A 26,520-nucleotide genomic window follows, 5' to 3' on the forward strand; every position below is an offset into this window, starting at 1 on the left:
GTCAATTAAATTTCAAATGCTTTTTTAACTATTCCTGATTGCTCATCCTTATGCACTTTGGCATAACCTGTCGCCGGAGAAGCAGATTCCTTTCTGGAGATATACTCAAGATCAAGTCCCGAAACCCTGATCATGAAGCCCTTAGCTCCCATGTTTTCAGGCTCTTCCTGTACCCATACCAATTTAGGGTTGGAGTATTTCTTCAAAATCTTGTTCAACTGAACTTTAGGGAAAGGATATAACTGCTCAAGACGTACTACTGCCACATCTTTTCTTTTCTGTTTTTGTTGCTCTTCCAACAAGTCAAAGTAAATCTTACCCGTACATAGTAGCACCTTTTTCACCTCCTTATTGGTCACGTAATCATCTCCAATTACCTCCTGGAACGACCCTTTAGTGAAATCCTCAAGTGGCGAGACCACTTTTGGGTGACGAAGCAATGACTTAGGTGAGAATACCACACATGGCTTTCTGAATTCCCAGGTAACTTGTCGTCTTAACAAGTGGAAGAGGTTAGCCGGTGTTGTAATGTCCGCAACAACCATATTTTCCTGAGCGGTCATCTGTAGATAACGCTCCATTCTGGCACTTGAGTGCTCCGGACCCTGCCCCTCATATCCATGAGGCAGCAACATCACCAAACCATTCATTCTTTGCCATTTGGTTTCGGCAGAGGTAATGAACTGATCGATCATTACCTGAGCACCATTAGAGAAGTCTCCGAATTGCGCTTCCCACAGCACTAATGCATTTGGCGTCGCCATGGCATAACCATATTCAAAGCCCAATACACCATACTCAGAAAGCAGAGAGTTGAAAATTCTGAACGGCTCCTGCTTTTCCTGGATATGATCAAGATTACTGTATGGCTCATTCGTATTACTATCGAATAATACCGCATGTCTGTGAGAGAAGGTTCCCCTTTTCACGTCCTGTCCGGACATCCTCACGATTTTACCCTCCGCCAGTATTGAACCATAAGCAAGCAATTCAGCGTCAGCCCATGTAAGTATTTTCTTTTCTGTAAAGTTGGCTTTACGTTCTTTCAACAGTTTTTCAATCTGTCTCAAAGGTTTGAAGCCCTTAGGAATACTCATCAAAGCATTCGATACCTTACCCAGAACTTCATCAGAAATTCCCGTTTCCGGGGATTGATCAAAGTCCTCTTTTTTCGATCTACGTAGGAAATGCCATTCCTCCTCAATTTTCTGAGGTTTATATGGAAGTGGTTTTTGCTTTACTTCATCCAGTCGATCCTGAAGGAGCTTTTTAAATTCTTTATCCAGCTTGGTCGCTTCAGAGTCGCTGACATCACCTCTTTCGATCAGTTTCTTCACATAGATCTCACGAGGGTTTGGATGCTTGGCAATCACATTATAGAGCTTCGGCTGTGTGAATTTTGGTTCATCACTTTCATTGTGTCCGTGTCTTCTGTAACAAAGCAGGTCAATGAAGAAATCCTTGTGGAATTTTTGTCTGTACTCCACCGCAAGACCCACCGCAAAGTTGATTGCTTCTGCATCATCACCATTAACATGGAGTACCGGTGCATCGACAATTTTTGCAAGGTCTGTACAATAGATACTTGATCTCGCATCATCGTAGTCAGTGGTAAACCCTACCTGGTTGTTGATGACAAAGTGAATGGTTCCTCCTGTTCTGTAACCATGAAGCATGGACATTTGGATACATTCGTAAACAATACCCTGACCGGCGACTGCCGCGTCTCCATGGATCAGGATTGGAATAGCTTTAGAGGCATCACCACGATATTCATCATCAATTTGCGCTCTGGTATAACCCAAAACAACCGGATCCACCGCCTCAAGGTGTGACGGGTTTGGTGCCAGCTTCACATATATCTTTCTACCTGATGGTGTTTGGATATAACTGGAGTAACCCAGGTGATACTTAACATCACCATCTCCCATCGTCAAATCAAGCTCTGCGTTACCCTCAAATTCAGCAAACACCTCATCATAGGTTTTACCCATGATATTCGTGAGCACATTAAGTCTTCCACGGTGAGCCATACCAATGATAACCTCCTCGGCACCGAGCTCTGCAGACTTATTAATAATTTTATCCAGGGCCGGAATGGTGCTTTCTCCACCTTCAAGTGAAAATCGCTTTTGTCCCAAAAACTTCGTATGAAGGAAGTTTTCGAATACCACAGCCTCATTCAGCTTAGTAAGAATTCGTTTTTTCTCAACCGTTGGAGGCATGACATCAACACCTTCTAATTCCACTTTGGTTTTCATCCATTCGAAAATATCTGAATTCCTCAGGTGGTTATACTCATACCCTATATGTCCCAGGTAAACATCTTCCAGTCGCTTAAGGATGTCCTTGAGTTTAGCTTTTCCTAGTCCGATCTCAGTTCCGATCTCGAACTCATCTTCAAGGTCAGCCTCTGACAGACCGAAATTAGAAAGCTCCAACCGCACAACGTGCTGTCTTCTTTGTCTAACCGGGTTGGTATCTGATTTCAAATGAGCTCTTGATCTGTGAGCATAGATCAAGTTTCGAACAGATATTTCCTTTGAACCTACAACGACCTGATCAGCTGCAACAGGACCGCCATTGCCATGAACCTGTGAAAACTCAAAACCCTCAAAAAATTTCTGCCAGGAAGGATCGACACTTTCGGGGTTTTCTTTGAATGACTGATAAAGCGCTTCTATAGAGCTTACATCAGCATTAGCTATGTATGAAAATTTATCCATTTTGATATGTGGGACATTCGGGTCTCATTGTTTGAGGGTTCAAAGGTATGCACATAGTTTTACATTTGAAAACCGTGTAAGCGAATATGCGAATTCTGTATAAATTGTGCTTTAAAAGCTTCATGTTCATCACCACCAATAAATCACAGAAAAACAGCCTATTAACATTAAATACAGCCCCTATTGTTTTTAGGTTTATTTACTTATCTTTGCGCTCCTTTTAAAGTAAAATTTTGAATGGACGTGTTCCATAAACAAAACAAATTATGCCTGTAAAAATCAGACTAGCGCGTCGAGGACGCAAAAGACAAGCTATCTACGACATCGTAGTAGCTGACTCAAGATCACCACGAGATGGTAGATTTATTGAGAAACTGGGTTCTTATAACCCAAACACAGACCCTGCATCTATCACTCTAAGTGAAGATAGAGCATTGAACTGGGTAATGAATGGAGCTCAGCCTACAGATACTGCAAGAGCTATCCTTTCTTACAAAGGAATCCTTTTCAAGAAGCACCTTCAGGTTGGTGTAAACAAAGGAGCTATCACTCAGGAAGAAGCTGATAAAAAATACCAGGACTGGGTAGCTGGTAAAGAAGCTCAAATCCAGGGTAAAGTAGACAAGTTAGCAAAAGCAAAAGCAGATAAGGCAAAAGCCACTCTTGAAGCTGAAACTAAAGTTAACCAGGCTAGAATTGATGCTCAACTTGCTAAAAAGAAAGAAGAAGAAGCTGCACTGGCTGCTGAAGTAGCTGAGGCAAATGCTGATGAAGCTGAAACTGCATTGGCAGAAGAAGGCGAAGAGGCTGCTGGCGAAGTTGAAGCTAAAGCATCAGAAGAAGAGGCTCCTACCGCGGAAGAAGCTCCTGCAGAAGAAGCTGCATCTGACGATAGCGAAGAAGCAAAAGCGGAATAATCCACTATCATGGGTTTTGACGAGTGCTACCTTCTGGGTAAAATTCTCAAGACACATGGTCTGGCCGGTGAGCTAGTCGCTCATTTGGATGTGGATGACCCCACACAATATCAAGAATTGGAATCAGTTTTCGTTGACCTCAACGGCAAGCTGGTTCCTTTTTTTATTGAATCCCTCGCCATCAGAGGCGATAAGGCCTATCTGGCCATTGAGGACATCGAGAGTCGTGACGAGGCAGCTACACTTACCGGTTGTCCCTTATACCTAACACTTGACAACCTACCCAAATTACTGGACGGTCAATACTATTATCATGAACTGGTGGGCCTACCGATCTATGATCAGGATCATCTCCTGGGAACCGTTCAAAACGTCATTGAACTTACCGGGAATAATTTATTATCCGTAGATCATCAGGGGCAGGAAGTTCTTATTCCTTTAGAAGACGAAATCGTGCAACGGGTAGATCTTACGGAAAGGAAAATTTATGCCATTCTACCAGAAGGACTCCTGGACATCTATTTGAGTGACGAGCCATGAGAATAGACATCATCACATGTTTGCCTGAACTATTTGATGGGCCAATCAATCAAAGCATTGTTAAAAGAGCTCAACACAAAAGTCTCGTGGAAATTGTCATTCATAACCTGCGAGACTATTCGACGCTAAAGCATAAGAATGTCGACGACTATGCTTTCGGAGGTGGCGCAGGAATGGTACTAATGGTTGAGCCTATTGATAAATGCATTAGTGCATTAAAGGCTGAAAGAAATTATGATGAAGTGATCTACCTCACTCCGGATGGCGAGACTCTCAACCAGGGCATAGCTAACCAACTTTCCCTCAACCAAAACCTTATTATGTTGTGCGGGCATTATAAAGGTGTAGATCAAAGAGTGCGGGATTACCTGATCACAAAGGAAATCAGTATCGGAGATTATGTTCTCTCAGGCGGAGAGCTCGCAGCTATGGTTCTTGCAGATGCACTCATCAGATTGGTTCCCGGTGTCTTAAATGATGAATCTTCAGCACTCACTGATTCTTTTCAGGATAATTTATTGGCCCCTCCGGTATACACCCGCCCAGCCAATTACAAAGGTTGGAATGTGCCGGATGTGCTGACTTCCGGACACGAAGCGAACATCGAAAAATGGCGGCATGATCAGGCCGTGAAAAGGACCGAGGAAAGACGACCTGACCTGCTGAAATAATTTGAAAATAGTTTTGCATTATCAATATAACTTTTAATTACTATTTTCTATATTTGCACTCCTTTTTGGAAAACACTCTAAACGAGTCAAGACATGAGCGATTTATTAAAATTTGTTGAAGAAGATTTGTTGACGGCTAGAAACCTGCCAGAATTCGGCCCTGGTGACACTGTTAACGTTCATTATAAAATCAAAGAAGGTAACAAGGAAAGAATTCAGCAATTCCAGGGTACCGTGATGCAAATCAGAAATGGTGGATCTACTGGTGAAACTTTTACTGTAAGAAAAGTGTCTAGTGGCGTTGGTGTAGAAAGGATCTTCCCTGTAATGTCTCCAAACATTGAAAAGGTAGAAGTCCTAAGAAAAGGTAAAGTTAGAAGAGCCAGACTATTCTACTTGAGAGGAAGAAAAGGTAAAGCGGCAAGAATCAAAGAAAAACTTTGATCATCAGCTCATAAAATATTCAAAAGCCATCTCTGTAGGATGGCTTTTTTTATGCGCTCATTTTCCAATTGCTGACTAATTGGCAGATATTTGAGTCTTACTTCGATTCGTACGGTTTTTGTTCCAAACCAGAAAAATTTTGAGCACGTGACCATTCAATTTCATAAGTATCAAGGCACCGGCAATGACTTCGTCATGATCGATGACCGGTCAGGAAACTTCCCTCTGGGAAACAAAAAAGTCATCTCATTTTTATGCGATAGAAAAATGGGTGTGGGAGCAGATGGTGTCATCCTGATCCAAAATCACCCAGACCTGGATTTCAAAATGGTTTACTATAATCCTGACGGAAGCGAAAGCCTCTGTGGAAATGGTAGTCGATGCGCTATTGCATTTGCCAAAGCCTTAGGAATCATTGGTGATAGCACTTCGTTTGAAACGACGGATGGTGTTCACGACGCTTATTTCGACGGGGAGATTGTTCACTTCCACCTGCACGATGTCATGGGAACGAATCAATTGGGTGAAGATTGGTTTATCAATACAGGATCACCGCATCACATGGTATTTGTCGATGATGTGATGGGAATCGATATCATCGCTGAAGGACAAAAAATACGCTATAGCGACAACTATGCCCCAGCCGGCACTAATGTGAATTTTGTGGAAAAAGCAGGAGATGGAATCAAAGTAAGGACATATGAGCGGGGAGTAGAAAACGAAACGTTATCTTGCGGAACCGGCGTGACGGCCTGTGCTTTGGCATCCAGTTTTCTGGGATACGAAAGCCCGGTACAAATTCATGCTCAGGGAGGGGAATTGTCGGTCTCTTTCAATAAAAAAGACGACCAGACCTTCGACAACATTTACCTGGCGGGGCCGGCAAAGAAAGTATTTGAAGGAAGGATCACTTTGGATACTATTTGATTGGATTTAGATTTAAACAGCAATTAAGAAGAAGATAGATGTTTGATGTTGTATCAAAAGGACTAGCTAAAATTTTCGGAACCAAAACCGAAAAAGACTTAAAAGAAATCAGTCCCTACGTTGAGAAAATCAACGCAGAATATCAAAAATTAACCGGTATCAGCGATGATAAGCTCAGAAACCGGACTACGGAATTAAAAGAGATCATCAAAACTGAGCTCAAGTCTATAGATGATCAATTATCAGCCTATCACAAGGAAATAGAGGAAAATCCTACCATGGGTATCCATGAGAAAGAGGAAATCTTCTCCAAAATTGACAAGCTAGAAGCTGATCGTGACGAGGAACTTGAGAAAACGCTTCTCAACATATTACCTCAGGCCTTTGCCGTGGTAAAGGAGACTGCACGAAGACTTGCTGAGAATGAAAAACTGGAAGTTTCGGCCACGCTTCACGACAAGGAGATGGCAGCGAAAAAATCCAACGTGGAGATCGTAGGTGAAACTGCCATCTGGCATAACAAATGGATTGCGGCCGGAACCGAAGTAGAATGGAATATGGTTCATTACGACGTGCAGCTTATCGGTGGTGTTGTCCTTCACCAGGGTAAGATTGCAGAGATGGCCACTGGTGAGGGAAAAACACTCGTCGCCACACTTCCTGCTTATTTGAATGCCCTCGCAGAACGTGGCGTTCACGTGGTAACGGTGAACGATTACCTTTCCAAAAGAGACTCAGAATGGAATGCACCTTTATTTGAATTCCATGGCCTGAAGATTGATTGCATAGACAAGTACAAACCAAACTCTACAGAAAGACGTCAGGCCTACGAAGCGGACATCACTTACGGTACCAATAACGAATTTGGTTTTGACTACCTGCGGGATAACATGACCCGCAACCCCCAGGAGCTGGTTCAAAAGAAGCATCACTTTGCAATGGTGGATGAGGTGGACTCAGTTTTGATTGATGACGCCCGTACACCATTAATCATATCAGGACCGATCCCTAAAGGTGATGAGCATGAATTCTACGACCTCAGACCACGTATCTTTAAGCTGGTAGAAGCACAGAAAAAAATTGTTGCGGACTACCTGGTTCAGGCCAAAAAGCTGATCAAAGAAGGTAACGAGGCAGAAGCTGGGCTTCCGTTGTTCCGAGCTTACAGAGGCCTTCCAAAGCACAAGCCGCTGATTAAATTCTTAAGTGAGACCGGTGTAAGGGCCATTCTTCAAAAAACAGAGAACTTTTACCTGCAGGACAATCAAAAAATGATGCCTGAGGCTGATGCGCCACTTTTCTTCACCATTGATGAAAAGCACAACAGCATCGACCTGACTGAAAATGGAATTGACCTGATCACCGGTTCTGGCGAAGATCCGTCTTTCTTCATCCTACCAGACATCGGAGTGGAAATTGCTAAACTGGAAGAAGCCGAAGCTCCGGAAGTTGAAAAACTGAAGCAGAAGGAAGAGGTCATTCAAGACTATTCAGTCAAAGCTCAAAGAATTCACAGTGTCAACCAGTTGCTTCGCGCTTACTGTCTGTATGAAAAAGACACTGAGTACATCGTTGTAGACGGTAAAGTTAAAATCGTTGATGAGCAAACCGGCCGTGTGATGGAAGGCCGTCGTTATTCAGATGGTTTGCACCAGGCCATAGAGGCTAAAGAAAATGTGAAGGTCGAGGATGCCACACAGACCTATGCTACTATCACCTTGCAGAACTACTTTAGAATGTACCATAAGCTTGCCGGTATGACTGGTACGGCAGAGACCGAGGCAGGTGAGTTTTGGGATATCTACGAATTGGATGTTGTCGTAATCCCTACGAACAGACCGATTCAGCGTGATGACCGAGAAGACTATGTCTACAAGACCGTAAGGGAGAAATTCAATGCGGTAGTAGATGAGATTGTGGAAATGAGGAATCAAAACAGGCCTATCCTTGTAGGTACTACCTCAGTGGAAATCTCCGAGGTACTGAGCCGCATGCTGCAGATGAAAAACATCCAGCACCAGGTCCTAAATGCGAAGCAACACGCCAGGGAAGCTGAAGTAGTAGCTGAGGCTGGTAAACCCGGAACTGTGACCATCGCAACCAACATGGCCGGTCGTGGTACAGATATCAAATTGACCCCGGAATCTAAAGCAGCCGGCGGTTTGGCGATCATCGGTACGGAAAGACACGAGTCACGTCGTGTAGATCGTCAGTTGAGAGGTCGTTCAGGACGTCAGGGTGACCCAGGATCATCTCAGTTCTTTGTCTCTCTGGAGGACAACCTGATGAGACTTTTCGGTTCCGATCGTGTAGCTAAAATCATGGACCGATTGGGATTACAGGAAGGTGAAGTGATCCAACATAGTATGATCACGAAGTCCATCGAGCGAGCGCAGAAAAAAGTTGAAGAAAACAACTTTGCCATCAGAAAGAGGCTCCTCGAGTATGATGATGTGATGAATTCCCAAAGGGAGGTAATCTACAAACGAAGAAGAAACGCCCTTTATGGTGAGCGTCTGGAGCTCGACATCATGAACATGCTTTTCGAAACATGTGAAGATCTTGTGTTGAATGCCAAAGCTGCTTCTGACCTTGATAGTCTTAAGTTGAACACCATTAGCGTGCTGGGCATGGACTTCCATATCGAGGCTGATGAATTCCAAAAAATCGGAGATACAGATCTGGTTCAAAAGCTCTATGATGAGGCATTTGCGGTTTACCACAGAAAAAACCAGTCCATTATTGATAAGGCTTTACCAATTCTGAACCAAATTCAGAGAACAAAAGGAGCAACGATTGAGAATGTGCTCGTTCCATTCACCGATGGTAAGAAGCAAATTGGGGTTTCTGCACCATTAGACAAATCCATTACCTCCGAGGGTCATGAGATGATCAGGGCCATGGAAAAAATGATTACCCTCTCCATCATTGATATGATGTGGAAGGAACATTTGAGGGATATGGATGACCTGAAGCAATCCGTTCAAAATGCCGTTTACGAACAAAAGGACCCATTGATCATCTATAAGTTTGAAGGTTTTGAAATGTTCAAATCTTTCATTGGTAAGGTGAATGAGGAATGCATCTCTTTCCTGATGAAGGCACAGATACCTGTTCAGGATGCTGCTGAAGTTCAGGAAGCCAGACAACAAAGATCTGAAAGGGATTATAAGGAGTCAAAAGAGGAATCTGCATCAGCGTTAGCTTCTCGAGTGAACACAAACAGAGGACCAGTTGAAAAAGTAGCTCCTGCACAGTCTCAAAAAGTGGCCAGCAGAAATGCCCGCGTCAATGTTCAGTATCAGGACGGTTCAGTGAAGAAGGACGTTAAGTATAAGACGGTAGAAGATGACCTTAAGAACAACAAATGCATACTTATAGATTAATCATACCACTCATTGTTTTACCTCTGTTGATGATTGGCTGCAAGGGCTCGCAGACTTCCAGTGGAAGCACCAGTGCCTACAGCGAAGACCTGACCTACCTGCGACCAGAGCTATCGATAGCAGAAGATGAAAAACCATCTAATACTATTAACGCGGCTGAAAACAATGTGACCGGTTCGATTAACTCAACCTTCAAAACCGAGCTTGACTCTGTCAATCAAAAGATGATTGAACGAAACAAGGCAGGTTATTTTGTGGACGGTTACACCATCCAACTGTATACAGGAAATGATCGAAATAAGGCAGATGAAACAAAAACGCTGGCCGAAACGATTGATGAAGACCTAAAACCCGTCATTTCCTATTATCAACCAACATACAAAGTACGTGTCGGTAAGTATACCAGCCGTTTGGAGGCACATATGGTATATGAAAGTCTGAAAGAATATTTCCCAAGGGCTTTGCTAATCCCTGAAAGAATCAAAATAAATTATGAGTGATCTTATCGCCAGGATAAAGAGCTTATCCGAAGAGCATTTTTCGTCTGTTCTTGACATAAGAAGACATCTGCATGCCAATCCTGAGCTTTCCTTTCAGGAGCATAACACTGCCAATTTCATTGAAACCGAACTTCAGAAACTTGGCATTACTAATTATGAAAGAATGGCCGATACGGGCATCACTTTCATACTGGATGGAAGTGAGGACAACGGTAAAGTCATTGCTTTGAGAGCTGACATCGATGCCTTGCCTATCCTGGAAGCCAATGACGTTGATTACAAATCAAAAAATGAGGGCGTCATGCATGCCTGCGGGCATGATGTGCACACGGCCTCATTGCTTGGTGCTGCGCACATCTTATCCAATTTAAAAGATCAATTCAAAGGGAAAATAAAATTCATTTTTCAACCTGGGGAAGAGAAACTTCCGGGAGGTGCCTCCTTGATGATCAAAGAAGGCATTCTTGAAAACCCTAAGCCGGAAAGAATTTTGGGACAGCATGTTATGCCTTTCATTGACTCAGGTAAAGTTGGGTTCCGTAAAGGGATGTATATGGCCAGTGCGGATGAAATTTATTTCACCGTAAAAGGTAAAGGAGGACACGCTGCGATGCCGGAAACACTCATTGATCCGGTGTTGATTACCAGTCACATTATTGTAGCCTTACAGCAGGTGGTGAGCAGGAGGTCAAGCCCGAAAATACCGTGTGTGCTGTCTTTTGGAGATGTTCATGCCAATGGTGCAACCAATGTCATTCCGGAAGAAGTGAAGGTAAAGGGTACCTTCAGAACTTACGACGAAGAATGGCGTGCAGAGGCCCACGAAATTATGGCTGAGATGGCGCAAGGCATTGCCAAAGCAATGGGCGGATCATGTGAATTTGATGTCCACAAAGGATATCCTCACCTAAAAAACCACCCTGAATACACCCAGTTCAATATGGACAGGGCAAAAGAATACCTTGGAGATGACAAGGTCGAGGAGATCGACTTGTGGCTTGCCGGAGAAGATTTTGCCTTCTATTCACACCATGTTGACGCTTGCTTCTACCGACTCGGCACAAGAAATGAGTCACGTGGCATCGTATCAGGAGTGCATACCCCTACTTTTGATATTGATGAAGATGCCCTCAAAACGGGAATGGGATTGATGAGCTGGCTGGCGGTTAGCGAGCTGAATAAAGCGTAAATAAGAGCTTCATACTGACCCACTCTCAGTTTTATACATGATAGGGATTTAATATATTACCGCAGTGTTATGGATAAATTGATTGAACATTACCAATTCCATAACAATGTCTTAATCTCGGCATCCTAATTTTACGCCTGTTCAGGCATCTACTACCTAAATAAATTCTATATGAACTTCGGTGTAATTGAGGCGCTTAATCTCTTAGGATCGCTTGCCTTTTTTATCTACGGTATGAAAATCATGAGTGAGTCCATACAAAAGGTGGCGGGCTCAAAAATGAGAGAGATCCTAAGCTCTATGACTTCAAACCGATTCAAAGGGGTCGTTACAGGATTCATCATTACGAGTTTGGTTCAGTCATCCAGTGCCACGACTGTTTTGGTTGTGAGCTTTGTGAACGCCGGACTGCTATCACTTACCGAATCTATAGGTGTGATCATGGGTGCCAACATTGGTACGACAATCACCGCATGGCTCATATCAATTATTGGTTTCAAGGTGAAAATTTCCAGTTACGCCTTACCAATCATTGCACTTGGATTCCCATTATTATTTTTCAACCGCGACAAAGTCAAATCATGGGGTGAGGTGCTAATTGGATTTGCATTGCTTTTTATGGGACTTGCCTTTCTTAAAGATGCGGTTCCGGATCTCAAGTCCAACCCTGAACTTCTTTCTTTCCTTTCTAGATATACTAACCTCGGTTATTTGTCGATATTGATGTTTGTGGGTATTGGCACCTTGATAACTATTGTTGTTCAATCCTCAAGTGCCGCTATGGCACTTACGCTGGTAATGGCCAATAATGGATGGATTCCCTTTGAACTGGCAGCAGCAATGGTCCTTGGAGAAAATATTGGGACCACAATTACGGCCAACCTGGCGGCCATTGTAGGAAATGTTCATGCCAAAAGGGCAGCGTTCGCCCATTTTATATTTAATGTATTTGGGGTGATATGGATCAGCCTATTGATCTATCCTGTGCTCGGTGTAATCAACCATTACCTCACAACCTCTCAGGGGGTTTCTCCTTACACGGATCCCACGGCTATTCCGATTGCGTTATCATTGTTCCACACCTCATTTAATATCACCAACACTTTCCTTTTGATCTGGTTTGTTCCATTTATTGCTCAAATAGTTTCAAAGGCAGTGAAGCCGAAGGGAGATGATGAGGAGTTCAGATTAGAATACATTGGTACCGGATTCATGAGTACAGCGGAGCTTTCCATTGAAGAAGCAAGGAAAGAAACAGCACTTTTTGGTAAGAAGATGGAAAAGATGGCCACTTTTCTAGAGGACTTACTATCGGAAAACAAGGCCAAGAAGCAGAAAAAACTTCTTAAGAAAATACGCAAATACGAAGAGCTTTCAGATCAGTTTGAGGAGGAGATTTATAAGTACCTGCTCAAATTACCGGATAACACTTTGAGTGCTGCCAGTTCTACTCGCCTGGTGAGTTTACTAAGTATTATCAACGACCTCGAAAGAGTTGGGGATGTATTCTATCAAATTTCCAAAGACTTTGAAAGCAGGTATGACAGCGAAGTAGGTTTCACCAATAAACAGGAGAAGAACCTATCCGAAATGGTCAACCTCGTTAAAAAAAGTCTCAGCGTTATGGCCGGCAATCTGGGGGACAATTATTCTTCTGTCAGTATGGATGAAGCGATGGTCCTTGAGACAAAAATCAATGACCTAAAAAACAAACTTAGGAAGGATTTGCTGAAACAGATGGAGGATAAAAAATATGTCATCCCTATGGGCTCACTCTACAAAGACATCTTCCAGGGACTGGAAAAAATTGGTGATCACGTGATCAACGTCACCGAAGCTATCACCGGAGAGTCTGAAAGAGATCTTCGTGAAACACAGGATTTAGCACAATAGGCATTAGCCTCAAAAGCTATTAATTAACCCATGACTACGACAAAAACGACATACGGTCAGATTCTAATCCTTATTGGGATTATTGTGGCCTTTTTTGTCTCAATTCAGTTATTGGGTGTTTCCTTTAGCTATTTAGGTAAGGACATCATCTCTACCATCAACCTGGCCACAGCAAACCCATACATTGGGCTGTTCATAGGTCTGCTTACTACCGCTATTCTACAAAGCTCATCGACCACTACCTCTCTGGCTGTAGCAGCCGTTGCCTCGGGATCTCTCACACTGCCTAATGCCATCCCTATAGTCATGGGTGCAAATATCGGGACCACCCTCACGAGCACGATTGTATCCATGAGTTATATTACCAAGGCTGCAGAGTTTAAAAAAGCATTAAGTGCCGGTGTCTCCCATGATATTTTCAATATCCTTGTTGCATTGATTTTATTTCCACTGGAAATAAAATACGGCTTTCTAACCCAGCTCAGTCAACAAATGACAAGCTTGATATCCGTTAATCAGAGTGGAAAAGGACTAACAACCTACTTGTTTGGTTTGTCTTTTATAAGCTCGTTATTGGAGAAATTAGTCGGGCTGATTGGACCCTTTGTTTCAGTCGTCCTTGCTATCATTCTATTGTTTGGTACTGTAAAGGCTATCTCCTCCATTCTTTACACGAAAATGGTTGGAGAGACACAGGATCAGTTCAAAATGGTCGTTTTCAATAATACATTTCGATCATTTGGTTGGGGAATATTGTTGACCTCGATTATCCAAAGCAGCTCTCTTACTACCTCGCTAATTGTGCCCTTAGTCGCAACTAATAAAGTGAAATTGAAAAGAGCCTTTCAGTTCGTACTAGGAGCCAATTTAGGTACTACCATCACTGCATTATTGGCTGCCATATTCAAAAGCGAATCGGCGATCAGTCTGGCCTTCGCCCATTTTCTATTCAATGCCATTGGTGTACTCCTATTCCTGGCCATCCCTTATTTGTCGTCCATACCAACCTTCCTTGCAAAAAAGCTTGGATCACTTACACTACGATACAGAATTGCTGGTTTTGCCTACATCATCATCATCTTCTTTTTGCTTCCCTTTACGCTCATTTACTTTAGCACGAAGAAAAATGCCCTGACCGTAAAAAATCCTCAGATTGAGCTAGCTGAAGACAAAAAACAATAATTCCTCTAAACTGTTCTATCGCTAAGGCTAATTGCCTAATTTAGATTCCAAACAAACTAGCAGGCATGTCGTTGATCAATAATTTGTTGGACAAAATTTCCGGCTATATACAGGCTAAAGGTGAAAAATTGAAACTTGATATTATTGCTCAGGTTTCAAAGCTTCTTGCCCATTTCGTTGCCTTTTTACTCGTCGGATTAATCGGTTTTTTCTTCTTCATCTTCGGGTCAATCACTTTAGGTGCCTATCTAAATGAAGTGATGGAAAGCACCTATCTGGGCTATCTCATCCTCACAGGGTTCTATTTACTGCTGCTGATTGTGATTGTGCTGTTGCTGAAGACCAATAGAATACAAAAATGGATGGAAACCTTTTTCATAAACCTAAGCGAAAACATGTCCGATGAGTAAACACGCCAAACTTTGGACCCGGAAAAGACAAGAATTAAGCGAGCGAGAAGAAGCACTTAAGAAAGAACTTGAAGACGTATCTAATTTATTTGAGGGTCGGGCAAAAGCCATATTATTTATTTCTCTCGCCACCGGCGGAGCCTTCCTGATCTTTTACCTGATTTATAAAAGTTTCTCCAGGTTAAAGCCTGAAATTGCTGCCGATCCTGTAAATGTCAAGGTTAAAAAACCTCCCAAAAGAACAGTGCTAAAAACTTTGATTACTGAAAGAATCCTAAGCGCCCTTCTGGCTTATTTAGGTCATCAGTTGGGTCAATCAATGAAAACCGAATCGAAAGGGAAAAAGAACAAGGGTTAAACCTGGATAAGGGTTTCCCTCCTACGCATCTTACCTGCCGGGATGCCGAACATCATTTTGAATCTACGGCAGAAGTAAGCAGTATCCTTATACCCTACATCTTTACCAATTTCACGAATACTTTTCTTAGAGGTACGTAGTAGCTTCACAGCTTCTTCCATTCGCTGATACTCTATGTAATCCTGCGGATTGATTCCTGTGAGCATTTTGAAATATTGGCCGACATAATCCTCAGAGACATTGGCCACATTGGCAAGCACTTTATTTGACAGGTCACTACTAAGGTTCTCCTTAATGAACGTGAAGATATCTATCAATCTAGGGTCTTTAAAATAGGAGCTATTGGTAGCAAACTGCTCCACAAACATCCCCTGCTTCAAAATAAACCTGATCAGTTCAATGACCAGCTCTTCCGTCATCAGCTTCACGATGCGGTCCTTACCCGGTGCATTGGAAGTCACCTCTCCATTAACCCCTCGAATAAGCTCAGCTATTCGACTGTTCTTCCCTATCTTAAAAGCCGGAATATCAAGAGAAGCAAAGAAATTGACTGAATCAAAGGCTTTGGCTTCGAAAGAAACATAACTGTAAGTTTCCTCCATCTCGCCATTGCCGTTGTTGAGGGCAAAAGATTCGAAATATTTTTCCCGTGTGCTTAAAAATGCATCTTTCGATAAATAGTCACCATCATTAGATCCGTAGCTGATAGAAACCTGCTTTCCTCCCGGTACAAACAATATATCATCCTTGAAAATCTCCTCTTTTTCCTTCCCGAACCTAATAGAGCCCTTATTGACAATGAAAAGCGTATTTTCAATATCATAGTTGTTTTCAACCGTGACAGGCTCCAAAATGTTAATATTTCTAGCTTTTACAAATCGAATTGATAACGATTCTATGATTTTATTATAATCTTCCACGGGCCGGCGATATGATTAATTATGGATTAATGATGTTTCTTTTCAGAAATAATTGTACAAATCTAATATTTATCCCATGGATTAACAAGATATTACCTCTTGTTATGCCACTACAATATTTATACTATTTCAATATACTACGAGCGATAACCATTTTTTGAATCTCTGAAGTTCCTTCATAGATCTGTGTGATCTTAGCATCCCGCATTAGACGCTCCACGTGATATTCCTTGACATAACCATAGCCCCCATGTATCTGAACCGCCTCCACTGAATTGTGCATAGCTACTTCCGATGCGTACAATTTTGCTATGGCACTTGCTTCCGCATAGTCCTCGCCCTTGTCTTTCAAATAGGCCGCCTTAAGGCATAATAACCTGGCTGCCTCCACTTTAGTAGCCATTTCAGCCAGCTTAAATTGGATCGCCTGATGTTTCGCTATTTCTACACCAAATGTTTTTCTTTCCTTTGCATACTTCAAACTAAGTTCTAGTGAGCCAGAAGCTATTCCCAGAGCCTGTGAAGCAATTCCAATCCTACCCCCATTCAGCGTTTTCATAGCGAACTGAAATCCAAAGCCTTCTTCACCTACCCTATTTTCCTTTGGAACCTTGACACCCGAAAACATCAGAGAATGGGTATCAGAACCCCTTATCCCTAATTTATCTTCTTTTTTCCCTATTTCAAATCCTTCCTGACCTCTTTCTACGATCAGACAATTAATTCCTTTATGCTTGAGCTCAGGATTAGTCTGGGCCATTACCATATAGACAGAAGCAGATTTTCCGTTGGTGATCCAGTTTTTTGTCCCGTTTAAAAGGTAATGGTCTCCCTTGTCTATCGCTGTGGTTCGTTGCGAAGTAGCATCCGAACCCGCCTCCGGCTCAGAAAGACAAAACGCTCCAATAATTTCCCCTTTAGCCAGAGGTTTCAGGTACCTGTCCTTTTGCTCCTCCGTACCAAAATGTTCGATTCCCCAACAAACCAAGGAGTTATTGACCGACATACATACGGAAGCTGAGGCATCTACCTTGGAAATCTCTTCCATGGCCAGCACATAAGAGATCGTGTCCATCCCTCCTCCTCCATACTTAGGATCGACCATCATCCCCATGAAACCAAGTTCCCCCATCATCTTAATTTGCTCTGCGGGAAAGCGTTGCTCACGGTCACGATCTATCACTTCGGGAAGGAGTTCTTGCTGCGCAAAATTTCTCGCGGCTTCGCGGACAGCCAAATGCTCTTCAGATAGTTGAAAGTCCATTTCGGGTATTTGTTAGCCAATCAATTTACAAATTTTACTCTGCATGCATACTATATAGGTATAAAAAAAGCCCATCGCATGATAGGCCTTATTTTTTTAATCTCTACTACCACCCAGATAAATCATCACATAATAGAGCAATGTAGCCAGGGCACTAAGTGCAGCAATAACATAAGTCTTAGCTGCAGTGTCCAGAGCATCTTTCGCCATTTTATGTTCATCCTGAGTTACTATGTTCCGGTCCTGCACCCAGGCCAGCGCCCGTTTACTAGCATCAAATTCAACCGGTAAAGTCACAAAAGCAAAAAGTGTAAACACAGAATAACAAGCGATGATCACCAATATTGCCAATTGGAAAGGGATCACAGATGGCAAAAGCCACGCCCCAAAAAACATCATCATGAATACGACATTGATGATGCTCGCACTGACATTTTGTACCGGTACCATTGCGGAGCGAAACTCTAAAAAGGTGTACGCTGTAGCATGCTGTACTGCATGGCCACATTCGTGAGCAGCAACAGCTGCGGCTGCAGCATTTCTTCCCTCGTATACCTCCGGAGAGAGATTGACCGTCTTGTTGGCCGGATTGTAATGATCTGTGAGTTTTCCTGGAACACAAGTCACATTCACATCCCGGATACCATGATCCGCCAGCATTAGTTCTGCTATTTCACGACCTGACAGTCCTGAAGACAACCGGGTCTGAGAATATTTTTTGAACTTATTCTTTAGCCTTGTGCTCACTATGAGACTGGCTATCATAAATGTTATAATAATAACAAACAGCATATTCCTTCTGAGTAAGTTTTCAATTTAGAATGACGCGCAAACTCAATGATAAAAGTATCGAGAATTACGAAATTCCCTTTACAGTGTTGCTCTTTCATTCTCCTGATGTTCCTTTTTCCTGGATTTATTCATAAAAATGGAAATCAAAACACCAATCGATCCGAACAAGGCAATTGCCACAACCTGCGAGGTATGTAGCAGTGTAGCAAGAAAAACGCCAGTAGTCATTTCTATGCCATATAATGACAACATGACACTGACGAGGGTATGATAAGTGCCAAATCCTCCCTGGACGGGAATAGCCAGTGCAATACCACCCGTCACCAGCAGCATCACTCCAACAGCCCAATCCAGGTGAGAGGTTTCTTCCAGCGCAAACACAATGATGTATGACATATAATAATAAGCTACCCATAAAACCAGGGTAGAAAGCACAAACCCAAGCCAATTGTCTATTTTCCTCAGCGAGATAATTCCTTCGACCAGTTCTCGCACAAATTGACTGATTTTTGGTCCCGCTCTTCTTATTAACACATACCCAACCCCAATCAGTACCAGTAAGACGACTCCCGCGATCGACAGTTTCCACCAAAGTCCTTCCAAATCAACAAAAGAGGTAAAAAGATCCTCTAAGAAGCTCACCAGCTTTTCATGTTCAATCGCCAGAGTGAAAAGAATAAGCATTAATAATGTAAGGACATCTATTAATCGTTCGCTAATTACTGTACCCAAGGAGGTAGAAACCGGTACGTCGTCGCTCCTTTTAAGCATTCCGCATCGTGTAATTTCCCCCAAACGCGGAAGGGCCAGATTAGCCAGGTACCCCACCAAAATAGCCACAGTTGTTCTGTGGATGGAGAGCTTTTGATACCCCATTGGCCTAATGAGGATGTTCCATCGGTAAGCCCTTGCATAATAGGCCACAATTGATAAGATGATGGAACCGATGACCCAGGCGTACTCAACGGACTTTGCCTTTTCCATGAAATCACCAAAATGTACATTTCGAAAAGCGAAATACATCAGGGCTCCGGCGAGCACTAAAGACAAACTATACTTGAGGATGGATGCAGCTCTTTTGACCATGTGTCAATTAAGAGAGTTTGTTATTTTCCGAAGGAAAAATAAGAACAGGTTTGTGCGCTTTGGCTTCAGCCGCATCAATAGAGCAATAGGAAATAACGATGATAACATCACCTACCTGCGCTTTTCTGGCTGCAGGTCCATTGAGGCATATTTGACCAGATCCTCTCTCACCTTTAATTACATACGTTTCTAATCGCTCCCCATTATTAATGTTAACGATCTGCACCTTTTCATTTTCCACAATATTGGCAGCATCCATGAGATCCTCATCTATGGAAATAGAACCTACATAATGAAGTTCTGCCTGGGTGATTTTTACTCGATGTATCTTGGATTTTAGTACTTCTATAAACATTCCTGTATCAATCTTGCCGCAAATATAGGTTATCAATGAGTCTTATACCCTCTACATAACCAGCCACACATACTGCCAGTTCCGACACGTCCTTCAGTTTACCGTTTATTGAAGTAAGATCGTGTGCATTAACGATCTCAAGGTATTCCATCTTCAGACCGTCAATTCCTGAATAATACTCCATTGCCTCATCTTTCAATTCCTGTCCTTCTCTCCCTTGTTCAATACCCCTCTTGACCATTTTCAGGCCCTGAAATAAATGATCTGCAATTTTGAGCCCCGTTTGGCTCAACCTTCTGTTTCTGGACGACATGGCCAAACCAGATTCCTCTCTTACAATTGGCAGACCAATGATCTCAACAGGTATAGACAGGTCAGTTACCATTCTCCTAATGATCAAAAACTGCTGAAGATCTTTTAAGCCGAAATAGGAGCGATCAGGACTCACCTGATTGAGCAACTTATTCACTACCAAGCCCACCCCTTCGAAATGGCCCGGTCTAAAGGCTCCCTCCATGGTTGCCGTCATGGATCCAAAAGTAAGATTGATCTTGGGCTCTTCAGGGTACATATCCTCTTCAGATGGTGCATATAAGAAATCAACTGCATGCCGTTTTAGAAAGGCAATATCCTCCTCAATCACTCGGGGATATTTCAAATAATCGTCTGGATTATTAAACTGTAACGGATTGACAAAGACACTTACCACCGTAAAATCATTGTCTACTTTACTACGCCTGATCAGGCTCAAATGACCATTGTGCAATGCACCCATTGTAGCCACAAAACCTATTGTTTTACCCTGTAAACGCAGTTTTTGTATAGTACGGTAAATGAGTCGGGGTGAGCTAACTACCTGCATCAAGCATAGAGTTAATGATTTCTAACTGGCTGAAAATGTTGATTATATAGCAAAAATATGGTAATTTTGAGCTCATTTTCGAGTATCCTCAACAAAATAGCAATAAATCTATGTCAAATTTAAGAATCCTTTACGTAGCGAGCGAAATCAATCCTTTTTTGAAGACAACTGAGGTCGCTGATTTCGTGAGAAGGCTCCCTCAAGCCATGCAGGAGCGAGGTATGGAAATTAGGATTTTAGTTCCAAGATTTGGATTAATTAACGAAAGAAAGAACAGACTACACGAAGTAGTTCGTTTGTCTGGTATCAACATCTCTATTGGGGATGAGGAAAAACCGCTCATCATTAAAGTAGCATCTATTCCTAATGCTAAGCTGCAGGTTTACTTTATTGATAATGAAGATTACTTCCACAGAAAATCCGTTTTCTTCGATAAGGAAGATAATTTTTATGAAGACAATGACGAGCGAGCAATATTTTTCTGCAAGGGCGTTTTAGAGACAGTGAAAAAACTGGGATGGTCTCCTGACATCATTCACTGTAATGACTGGATGACAAGTTTGATTCCATTGTACGTACAGAGTACTTATAAAAACGATCCGATTTTCAAGGATTCAAAAACTGTATTTACTATTCACAATAATAGATTTAGTCATAAATTTGGCGACGATTTGTTGGACAAGGTGAAGATGATCGATATCGACGACAGTATGCTTCACCCGCTTAAAACTGCTGATTACGAAGGATTTATTAAGATCGGTGTTGAATTTGCTGATGCTGTAATCAACGCAGACGAAGAATCCTCTGACAGTTTCAAGAAAGTTATCGCCGACATTTCAAATAAAATCAAAATTGACACCATTCAGAATGGAGATGATGCTGAAGAATCTTACTTCAACCTTTACAACGACCTTGTTGGCTAAACTTAAAAACTCATATAAACCGGGATTAATGCTTCTTGCGTTAATCCCGTTTTTTTTTGCTTGCAATGACCCGAACGAACTCGGAGTGGAATTGGATGAGCAAAATTCAAAAACTGAACTCAAGTTTATAGAATTCACGCTCCCATCCCTGACTATGCTCATTGATAGTTTGCTCACGGATAATGCGAGGGCTCTTTTACTGGGTAGGATCAAAAACGATTCTACCTTCGGGAGTGTTCGTGCCCGTTCATTTGTGAAATACCAACCAGATGGCGGCACCTTGCCGGATGATTCTCTGGAATTAGTCAGGGCCTTTGTCCGTGTTAAATATTCCAAAGCTTTACTGGCATCGGATATTCCTCGTAATGATTTTACTATCTACGAAGCCAAGGACACCCTTTTTAGTTCAGTCACTTATCTGGCCAATACACCAACACCATTTGACGGCACCAATCCAATTGGTTCTGTATCAGAGCTTTTGGATATTTACAGCGATTCATTGACGGAGATTGACCTTAGCACAGAATTAGCCAATTCCCTTTTCACAAAGTTGGAACTGGCTACGAGTAGTGACCCTGATTACCTCGATTCATTGAATAACAGGAAATATTATTACCCAGCCTTGGTTTTTGAACCCGGAGATGACAATGAAGCTCTGCTCACTTTTGACATGACATTGGACACCGTAGGCCTTTTTGTTGAAATGCAAGACTCGACTGGTATTAACAAATACTACTATAAATTCAGTCTGCAGGAAAAAAATTATTCTCAAGTCATCAGAGATAGGACCGGAAGCAAATATGCAACCCTGACAGAGAGTTACGATGTCTACGATCAACCAGAAACCACTGTTAAACTGAATGCTGCTGCGGGGCTTTACCCGTTGGTGGATTTACAACCTTATCTGGACTTCCTGGACTCATCAGAAAACATCATCATCAACAAAGCGGAAGTAACCATTAAGAATAATGAGTTAAGTGAATTTATTCCGCCAGTCTCCCAAATCAGGTATTTGTTTGCGGACGAAATGAACAAAATCGATGCACAGGGAGCCCTGGGAATTTCAGGGGCTTCAGGAGCTCATGCGGTGCTGAATAACAGCGGATACTTAACCGGCTCTACTGGTTCAGCCTCCTTGCTAACAGGTACTTATTCGGAGGATGATCTACAGTACGCCAATGAAATAACCCTATTCAGTCAGGTGCTTCTGGATCAAAAATTATCAGACACCGATTACATTAGTGCCAAGCTGGCCATAACCAATGTCAATATTCATGAGGTAGGGTATAGTAGCTTTCCAAAATCTGATATTAAATTGAGAGTATTCTATACCAAACTCAAATAATTCAGACTTCGACTTATGTGTGGAATTGTTGCCTATCTGGGAAAACAAAAAGCGGAGCCAATACTGATCAAGGGTCTCAAGAGACTTGAGTATCGGGGCTACGATAGTACCGGAATTGCATTAATCGAAAACGATGAGCTTCAGGTTCATAAGAAGAAAGGTAAAGTTGCTGAGCTCGAGACTGAACTAAGTGCTCAATCCTTCAAAAGCTCCATTGGGATCGGGCATACTCGCTGGGCCACTCATGGTGAACCCAATGACGTAAATGCTCACCCTCATTATTCAGCTGATCAAAGCCTGGCGGTGATTCATAATGGGATCATTGAAAATTACCGCTCCCTAAAAACGGAGCTTCAAAAAAAAGGATACTCCTTTAAAAGTGATACAGATACTGAGGTTTTCGCCACTTTCCTACAAGACGTTAAAACCTCTAATGATCTAAACCTGGAGGATGCTGTACGCCTTGCTCTTAGTCGGGTTGTTGGCGCCTATGCCATTGTCATTCTTTCAAAGGAAGAGCCTGACACCTTGATTGCTGCTCGCAAGGGAAGCCCTATGGTAATTGGGGTTGGTAAGGGTGAGTATTTTGTCGCCTCTGATGCTACACCTATAGTAGAGTACACCAATAACGTTATTTACCTCAATGATGAGGAAGTGGCCATTATCAAAAGTGACAGCCTGGAGATAACGGATTTGAAAGACATCCCGCTCACTCCTAAAATCCATGAGATAGACATTGCCCTGGATGAAATTGAGAAAGGAGGATACGAGCATTTCATGCTAAAGGAGATTTTCGAACAGCCTAAATCCATAGCGGATTGTATGAGAGGGCGCCTGAAAATGCCTGAACAGACACTAATACTTGGCGGAATCCAAAAGTATACTGACGCCCTGATCCAGGCAGAAAAAATCACCTTTATTGCCTGTGGTACGTCATGGCACGCCGGACTGGTTGCTGAATACATTTTTGAGGAATTTTGCAGGATACCAGTGGAGGTTCAATACGCCTCAGAGTATCGCTATCGCAACCCAATCGTAAAACCCGGTGAAATTGTCATCGCAATTTCTCAATCCGGTGAAACGGCAGACACCCTCGCAGCAATAGAGATCGCGCAGAGACGTGGTGCTATTGTTCTGGGAATTGTCAATGCTGTCGGGTCCTCTATTTCCAGAGTTACGGATGAAGGTGCCTACCTCCATGCCGGACCCGAAATCGGGGTCGCATCCACCAAAGCATTTACGGCGCAGCTGACCGTGCTAAGCATGATGGCCATCAAAGCAGCTTTATTGAAAGGAACCATCACAGACAGCACCTTCAGGGAGCTACTGAATGAATTAAATGATATCCCGGCTAAAGTGGCTAAGGCTCTGACGCTCAATGACAAAATCAAAGAGATATCAGCAACATTTAAGGATGCCCACAATTTCCTTTACCTAGGTAGAGGTTACAACTTCCCCGTTGCACTGGAAGGGGCACTTAAACTGAAAGAAATCTCCTATATACACGCTGAAGGTTACCCGGCCGCAGAGATGAAGCACGGACCGATCGCTTTGATTGACGAAAATATGCCTGTAGTATTCATTGCTACTCGTGATAGTTCTTATGACAAGATCATTTCCAATATTCAGGAAGTAAAATCGAGAAAAGGAAAAGTGATTGCAGTAGTAACGGAAGGAGACGTATTAATTCCTGGTATGGCAGATTATACTATCGAAGTTCCAGCCACTCACGAGGCGTTAATGCCATTGGTATCAGTTGTGCCACTTCAGCTTCTTTCTTACCATATCGCTGTGATGAGAGGGGCAAATGTTGATCAACCACGAAACCTTGCCAAGTCTGTTACAGTTGAATAGGTATGTCTAAGATAATCTTCGCCAAAAAAGCCCCGGAACCCATTGGACCTTACAGTCAGGCTGTAATTTCAGGGAGCCACTTATTCGTTTCCGGACAGATCGCCATTGACCAGCAATCCGGAAAAATGATCTCCACTACGATCGAAGAAGAAACAAAGCAGGTGATGACTAATATCGGATATATCCTGGAAGAAGCCGGTTTGACATTTGCGAATATCATCAAGTGTTCGATCTTCATTAGCGACATGAGTCAATTCAGCCAGATCAATGCGGTCTATGGCGAATTTTTTAAAGAAAATCCCCCTGCTCGGGAAACGGTAGAGGTCAGCCAACTTCCAAAAGGTGTGAATGTGGAGATTAGCTGTATCGCTGAGCTTTAATTAGACTTTCCACACTCGAATCTCTTCGTTACTTTTGCGACCCCTAAAGGAATAAGAAAGCATGGATAATGTGAGAGTAAGGTTTGCCCCCAGCCCAACCGGAGGATTACACATCGGAGGAGTTCGTACGGCTCTTTTCAATTACTTATTTGCAAAAAGAAATAATGGAACCTTCATCCTGAGGATCGAGGATACCGATCAGACCAGATTTGTGGAAGGAGCCGAAAAATATATTCTGGATGCTCTTGAATGGTGTGGTATTTCACCTAATGAAAGCGTGCTACAGGAAGGGGAATATGGTCCTTACCGACAATCGGAAAGAAAAAACCTTTACAAACAATACGCAGATAAGCTTATCGCAGAAGGTAATGCCTATTACGCTTTTGATACACCCGAGGAATTAGAGGCCATGAGGGAACGTCTGAAAGAAGGCGGCCTGACCAACCCTCAATATGATGCCAGCGTCCGTATGACCATGAAAAACTCGCTAACGCTTACGGATCAGGAGGTCCAAAGTAAGCTGGATGTGGGAGAGCCATACGTTATTCGAGTAAAAATACCGGCTAAAGATGATGTCCGTTTTCATGATCTCATCAGGGGATGGGTGATGGTACATGGCGCCACCCTGGACGATAAAGTACTCATGAAATCAGATGGAATGCCAACCTACCACCTGGCCAACGTAGTTGACGACCATCTGATGAAAATTTCTCACGTCATCCGTGGTGAAGAGTGGCTACCTTCTACCCCACTTCACGTATTGCTATACAAGTTTTTGGGATGGGAAGATCAGATGCCACAATTTGCTCACCTCCCATTGATCTTAAAACCTGATGGCAATGGTAAGCTCAGTAAAAGAGCCGCAGACAAAGCAGGTTTCCCCATTTTTCCATTGAATTGGGAGTTGAACGGAGAACTCACCAAGGGTTTTAGAGAAGAAGGTTTTTTACCGGAAGCATTGATCAACTTCCTTGCATTCCTTGGATGGAATCCCGGAACAGAACAAGAAATTTTTTCCCTTGAGGAACTGGCCTCACAATTTAGCCTGGAGCGTGTCAATAAGGCAGGAACCAAGTTTGACATTGAAAAAGTACGTTGGTTCAACCAACAGTATATCAAAACCTACAATCCAGAAAAACTGGCTGAGATTGTCATTTCAGATCTTAAGGTGAAATACAACATTAAATGTGATCAGGAATTGGCGCTTCAGATTGTAGACCTTCTAAAAGAAAGGGTCACCTATCCATTTGAATTTGCCGACAACTGTCTTTTCTTATTTGGACATCCAAAAGAATATGATGAAAAAGTAGCACGCAAAAAATGGGGAGAGGAAGCTGTGAGGGCTGTGACCCTATACGGTGAAAAGTTGAGCGAAGTAGGAGACATCTCTCCGGAGGCTGCAAAAGACTTATTTTTTAAGCTTATGGAAGAAAATGGAATTGGAGCAGGGAAAAACATGCAAGCCTTAAGGTTATCCATCACAGGGGAAGGTTCCGGACCTGACTTAATGTCGATCATTTCCATCATGGGTGGCAAAGCAGTGAACGAACGCATCCAATATTCCGTAGAAGTATTAGGTAACTAAAACCTGATACA

24 protein-coding genes are annotated in these 26,520 nt (G+C 42.7%); 17 read left to right on the forward strand and 7 right to left on the reverse strand.

The annotated features are described in order from the left end of the window. Nucleotides 1–5 precede the first annotated feature (5 nt). Nucleotides 6–2,726: a 2-oxoglutarate dehydrogenase E1 component gene (locus NXR94_RS14335; RefSeq protein ID WP_258105349.1), complete on the reverse strand. Its 2,721-nt coding sequence runs from the start codon at nt 2,724–2,726 to the stop codon at nt 6–8. Between the two features lie 266 nt (nt 2,727–2,992). On the opposite strand from NXR94_RS14335, the gene NXR94_RS14340 reads away from it, so the two are divergent. The 12 genes from NXR94_RS14340 (at nt 2,993) to NXR94_RS14395 (ending at nt 15,143) form a co-directional block, all read left to right on the forward strand. Further along, complete coding sequence (locus tag NXR94_RS14340; RefSeq protein WP_258105350.1) at nt 2,993–3,643, forward strand: 30S ribosomal protein S16; 651 nt, start codon at nt 2,993–2,995, stop codon at nt 3,641–3,643. Nucleotides 3,644–3,652: 9 nt separating this feature from the next. Continuing rightward, on the forward strand, nt 3,653–4,183 hold the full coding sequence (gene rimM / locus NXR94_RS14345) for a ribosome maturation factor RimM (protein ID WP_258105351.1): 531 nt from the start codon (nt 3,653–3,655) through the stop codon (nt 4,181–4,183). Beyond that, nucleotides 4,180–4,854: a tRNA (guanosine(37)-N1)-methyltransferase TrmD gene (trmD, locus tag NXR94_RS14350; RefSeq protein ID WP_258105352.1), complete on the forward strand. Its 675-nt coding sequence runs from the start codon at nt 4,180–4,182 to the stop codon at nt 4,852–4,854. Before rimM ends, trmD begins: the two co-directional genes overlap by 4 nt. Nucleotides 4,855–4,947: 93 nt before the next feature. Beyond that, a complete protein-coding gene (gene rplS, locus NXR94_RS14355; protein ID WP_258105353.1) occupies nt 4,948–5,298 on the forward strand; it encodes a 50S ribosomal protein L19 in 351 nt (116 codons plus the stop codon). 90 nt (nt 5,299–5,388) lie between these two features. Beyond that, nucleotides 5,389–6,225: a diaminopimelate epimerase gene (gene dapF / locus NXR94_RS14360; RefSeq protein WP_258105354.1), complete on the forward strand. Its 837-nt coding sequence runs from the start codon at nt 5,389–5,391 to the stop codon at nt 6,223–6,225. 38 nt (nt 6,226–6,263) lie between these two features. After that, nucleotides 6,264–9,611, forward strand: a complete 3,348-nt coding sequence (secA, locus tag NXR94_RS14365; protein WP_258105355.1) for a preprotein translocase subunit SecA — start codon at nt 6,264–6,266, stop codon at nt 9,609–9,611. Further along, nucleotides 9,593–10,111, forward strand: a complete 519-nt coding sequence (locus NXR94_RS14370) for an SPOR domain-containing protein (RefSeq protein ID WP_258105356.1) — start codon at nt 9,593–9,595, stop codon at nt 10,109–10,111. Before secA ends, NXR94_RS14370 begins: the two co-directional genes overlap by 19 nt. Next, nucleotides 10,104–11,300 carry a M20 family metallopeptidase gene (locus tag NXR94_RS14375; RefSeq protein ID WP_258105357.1) on the forward strand — a complete coding sequence of 399 codons (1,197 nt, stop codon included), beginning with the start codon at nt 10,104–10,106 and terminating at the stop codon, nt 11,298–11,300. Before NXR94_RS14370 ends, NXR94_RS14375 begins: the two co-directional genes overlap by 8 nt. Before the next feature lie 171 nt (nt 11,301–11,471). After that, entirely contained in the window at nt 11,472–13,193 is a 1,722-nt protein-coding gene (locus NXR94_RS14380; RefSeq protein ID WP_258105358.1) for a Na/Pi cotransporter family protein, read from the forward strand. A gap of 30 nt (nt 13,194–13,223) precedes the next feature. Continuing rightward, nucleotides 13,224–14,375: a Na/Pi symporter gene (locus NXR94_RS14385; RefSeq protein WP_258105359.1), complete on the forward strand. Its 1,152-nt coding sequence runs from the start codon at nt 13,224–13,226 to the stop codon at nt 14,373–14,375. A 65-nt stretch (nt 14,376–14,440) separates the two neighbouring features. Further along, nucleotides 14,441–14,785 carry a phage holin family protein gene (locus NXR94_RS14390; protein ID WP_258105360.1) on the forward strand — a complete coding sequence of 115 codons (345 nt, stop codon included), beginning with the start codon at nt 14,441–14,443 and terminating at the stop codon, nt 14,783–14,785. Further along, on the forward strand, nt 14,778–15,143 hold the full coding sequence (locus tag NXR94_RS14395) for a hypothetical protein (RefSeq protein WP_258105361.1): 366 nt from the start codon (nt 14,778–14,780) through the stop codon (nt 15,141–15,143). Before NXR94_RS14390 ends, NXR94_RS14395 begins: the two co-directional genes overlap by 8 nt. Here the strand turns inward: NXR94_RS14395 and NXR94_RS14400 are convergent. From NXR94_RS14400 to panC, 6 genes are all read right to left on the reverse strand, one after another. After that, a complete protein-coding gene (locus tag NXR94_RS14400; RefSeq protein ID WP_258105362.1) occupies nt 15,140–16,063 on the reverse strand; it encodes an AraC family transcriptional regulator in 924 nt (307 codons plus the stop codon). The genes NXR94_RS14395 and NXR94_RS14400 overlap by 4 nt on opposite strands. A gap of 124 nt (nt 16,064–16,187) precedes the next feature. Then, a complete protein-coding gene (locus NXR94_RS14405) occupies nt 16,188–17,327 on the reverse strand; it encodes an acyl-CoA dehydrogenase (protein ID WP_258105363.1) in 1,140 nt (379 codons plus the stop codon). Nucleotides 17,328–17,423: 96 nt separating this feature from the next. After that, nucleotides 17,424–18,119 (reverse strand): zinc metallopeptidase, encoded by a 696-nt coding sequence (locus tag NXR94_RS14410; RefSeq protein ID WP_258105364.1) that lies wholly within the window; start codon nt 18,117–18,119, stop codon nt 17,424–17,426. Nucleotides 18,120–18,197: 78 nt separating this feature from the next. Further along, on the reverse strand, nt 18,198–19,205 hold the full coding sequence (locus tag NXR94_RS14415) for a lysylphosphatidylglycerol synthase transmembrane domain-containing protein (RefSeq protein ID WP_258105365.1): 1,008 nt from the start codon (nt 19,203–19,205) through the stop codon (nt 18,198–18,200). 7 nt (nt 19,206–19,212) lie between these two features. Further along, nucleotides 19,213–19,560 carry an aspartate 1-decarboxylase gene (panD, locus tag NXR94_RS14420; protein ID WP_258105366.1) on the reverse strand — a complete coding sequence of 116 codons (348 nt, stop codon included), beginning with the start codon at nt 19,558–19,560 and terminating at the stop codon, nt 19,213–19,215. A 7-nt stretch (nt 19,561–19,567) separates the two neighbouring features. Then, nucleotides 19,568–20,422 carry a pantoate--beta-alanine ligase gene (gene panC, locus NXR94_RS14425; RefSeq protein WP_258105367.1) on the reverse strand — a complete coding sequence of 285 codons (855 nt, stop codon included), beginning with the start codon at nt 20,420–20,422 and terminating at the stop codon, nt 19,568–19,570. 110 nt (nt 20,423–20,532) lie between these two features. Between panC and NXR94_RS14430 the strand changes: the two genes are divergently transcribed. The 5 genes from NXR94_RS14430 to gltX all read left to right on the forward strand — a co-directional run bounded on the left by NXR94_RS14430 (nt 20,533) and on the right by gltX (nt 26,509). Next, nucleotides 20,533–21,345: a glycogen/starch synthase gene (locus tag NXR94_RS14430; protein WP_258105368.1), complete on the forward strand. Its 813-nt coding sequence runs from the start codon at nt 20,533–20,535 to the stop codon at nt 21,343–21,345. A 28-nt stretch (nt 21,346–21,373) separates the two neighbouring features. Continuing rightward, entirely contained in the window at nt 21,374–22,690 is a 1,317-nt protein-coding gene (locus NXR94_RS14435) for a hypothetical protein (protein WP_258105369.1), read from the forward strand. Nucleotides 22,691–22,705: 15 nt separating this feature from the next. Continuing rightward, entirely contained in the window at nt 22,706–24,544 is a 1,839-nt protein-coding gene (glmS, locus tag NXR94_RS14440; RefSeq protein ID WP_258105370.1) for a glutamine--fructose-6-phosphate transaminase (isomerizing), read from the forward strand. 2 nt (nt 24,545–24,546) lie between these two features. Beyond that, on the forward strand, nt 24,547–24,924 hold the full coding sequence (locus NXR94_RS14445) for a RidA family protein (protein ID WP_258105371.1): 378 nt from the start codon (nt 24,547–24,549) through the stop codon (nt 24,922–24,924). Between the two features lie 61 nt (nt 24,925–24,985). Next, nucleotides 24,986–26,509 (forward strand): glutamate--tRNA ligase, encoded by a 1,524-nt coding sequence (gltX, locus tag NXR94_RS14450; protein WP_258105372.1) that lies wholly within the window; start codon nt 24,986–24,988, stop codon nt 26,507–26,509. Nucleotides 26,510–26,520 lie beyond the last annotated feature (11 nt).

It is taken from the genome of Marinoscillum sp. MHG1-6 (assembly GCF_024714475.1).
In the GTDB taxonomy this organism is placed as follows: Bacteria; Bacteroidota; Bacteroidia; order Cytophagales; family Cyclobacteriaceae; genus JAMZMI01.